General features: G+C 69.5%; 3 protein-coding genes and 1 riboswitch. All 3 genes read left to right on the forward strand.

The features are described 5' to 3' along the window. Positions 1–241, forward strand: a 241-nt coding sequence (locus AB0M29_RS45120; RefSeq protein WP_365393667.1) for a hypothetical protein, incomplete at its 5' end; no start/stop codon positions are given. Continuing rightward, positions 238–423: a hypothetical protein gene (locus AB0M29_RS45125; RefSeq protein WP_365393669.1), complete on the forward strand. Its 186-nt coding sequence runs from the start codon at positions 238–240 to the stop codon at positions 421–423. The genes AB0M29_RS45120 and AB0M29_RS45125, both read left to right, overlap by 4 nt. Positions 424–938: 515 nt before the next feature. Further along, positions 939–1,024, forward strand: a riboswitch (ZMP/ZTP riboswitch). A 21-nt stretch (positions 1,025–1,045) separates the two neighbouring features. After that, a partial coding sequence (locus AB0M29_RS45130) for a tetrahydrofolate dehydrogenase/cyclohydrolase catalytic domain-containing protein (RefSeq protein WP_365393671.1) occupies positions 1,046–1,773 on the forward strand: 728 nt, incomplete at its 3' end.

Raw genomic sequence — 1,773 nt, forward strand, 5'->3', positions numbered from 1 at the left:
CATCGGCGAGGTGACCACCGCAGTCGAAGGCGGCCGCCGGGTGTGGACCGTCGTCGGCTGCAAGGCGCACCAGGACCGGGAACTCACCGGCGCCGCCCCAGCCTCGCAGGCGATGCGCTCGGCCCAGATTCCGTCGAACAACCGCCAGCCTGTGCACGTCGACCACACCTCTGGCGCCGCCGTGCCTCCTGTACCCCCGCCGTGCCCCGCGAGCTGGTCCAGTTGCGGGGGCGAGCGGTGAATGCCAGCGGCCACTACCTCGACACCGGCGAGGGGCCCGCCCAACTCGACCCGTCGCCCCAGGCCACGGCGTGGGACACCTACAAGACGCACGCCGACGGATGCACGCAATGCCAGACCAGCGTGTGGCGCTGCAAGGAAGGCGACCGACTGTGGAACACGTACATCCAAGCGACGCCATGAACGCGCTGCCGCAGCGCTGCCGGTAGCACGACCGGATGGCAGAGGACGCGGTCCTGGTCGGCGCGATCGGGCGCGGCCCGGGTCCAGCCCGCCCCGGTGTTCGCCTGTCCGGCCTGCGTGAGGCAGCACCGGATCATCCCGCTCGACGAGCATCCGGCGGACGGCAACGGCGTTCCGCGCTACCGCAATCGTCGGCCTTTGTTCGCTGTCGGCCGCGACGCGCTGCCGACGATAGCGCCGCCGTCCCCGTGACTGGGCTGCTGGTGGTACGGCGAAAGGCCGTCGGCAGCCCCTTCAGTTCCGGCGCGCGTCCTACCGCGCCGGAGGCGATGCCCCCACGCCGGTCCCCCGCCCCGTGGGGGCATCGCCACACCCGAACCCATTCACCCAATCAGGTGGACCATTGCATGGATACCGCACACACCTGTGCATCCGGGGCAGTCCACCGGTACCAGCGCGAGCAATTGTCAAGATCTGTGGATGAGACCGATGAGCTGGTAGTCCTCGGTATTGTGGGCTCGGGCCGTGACTGGCGCTGAGGTGGAGTACCACCGGGGAGCGGCCTGACGCCTCGTCGATGCCGTGCGCCTGGGCACCTCACTGCGGAGCTCAGGAGTGGCACGTGATGGAGACCCAGCAGGCGCGGCCGATGGATGGTACGGGTCTCGCCCGCCGAATGACCGAGACCAGCGCGGCGGCCGCTGAGGATCTTCGTCGACGGACGGGGGTGTCCCCGTGTCTGGCGACTGTACTGGTAGGAGAGGACCCGGCCTCGGTCACGTACGTCTGGATGAAGCAGGCCCGTTGCGCGAAGGCGGGCATCCGCTCGCGACACGTGCCGCTGCCTGCCTCTGTGAGCACCAGCGGCCTGGTGGAGGCCGTCACCGCGCTGTCCGAGGATCCGGATGTGCACGGCATCCTGCTGCAGCACCCGGTGGGCGCGCACATCGATGAGCGTGCCGCCTTCGAGGCGATCGCCCCCGGGAAGGACGTCGACGGAGTCACCATGCGCTCCTTCGCGGCGATGGGGTTCGGCTTGCCCGGCTTCGTCTCGTGCACGCCCGGAGGGATCATGCGTCTGCTGGACGAGTACGACGTCGACCTCACGGGGAAGCACGCCGTCGTGGTGGGACGCAGCCCCATCCTCGGCAAGCCCGTCGGCATGCTCCTGCTCGGGCAGGACGCCACGGTGACCTACTGTCATTCCCGCACAGTCGATCTGCCCTCGATCGTTCGCAAGGCGGACATCCTGGTGGCCGCGGTTGGCCGGCCGCGCTTCATCAACGGGGCGGACATCAAGCCCGGAGCCGTGGTGATCGACGCTGGATACAACCCGGGCAACGTCGGGGA

This window comes from Streptomyces sp. NPDC051976 (assembly GCF_040680795.1).
GTDB lineage: Bacteria > Actinomycetota > Actinomycetes > Streptomycetales > Streptomycetaceae > Actinacidiphila.